Below are 398 nucleotides of genomic sequence, written 5' to 3' on the forward strand. Positions count from 1 at the left end.
GGCGACCTGTCGGTGTATCAGCTCGGCCGCATCCGCACCGAGGCCGGCGGCGACATCAACATCCTGGCGCCGGGCGGCAGCGTGACGCTCGGCATCGAGAACCAGACGCCGGATCTCACCGGSCAGGTCGAYACCGCGCGGCCGGGCGTGCTSACSCTGCGCGGCGGCAGCGTCARCACCTACAGCGACCGCGAYGTCATCGTGGCGCAGTCGCGGGTGTTCACCGAGCTCGGCGGCGACATCCTGATGTTCTCGATGAACGGCGACCTCAATGCCGGCAAGGGCAAGAAGACCTCGCTCGTCACCTCGCCGCCGCAGTTCACGGTCGATCGCTATGGCAACGTCACCAAGGCGCCGGTGACGCCGCAGACCGGCGCCGGCATCGCCACGCTGATCGG

At 69.1% G+C, this 398-nt stretch carries 1 protein-coding gene; it reads left to right on the forward strand.

What is annotated here, in order from left to right:
- Positions 1-398 (forward strand): filamentous haemagglutinin family protein (locus AB4Z37_RS33005; RefSeq protein WP_441520885.1); only part of this gene is annotated, 398 nt, incomplete at both ends.

The organism is Bradyrhizobium sp. 2TAF24, from assembly GCF_052115025.1.
Lineage (GTDB): Bacteria > Pseudomonadota > Alphaproteobacteria > Rhizobiales > Xanthobacteraceae > Bradyrhizobium_A.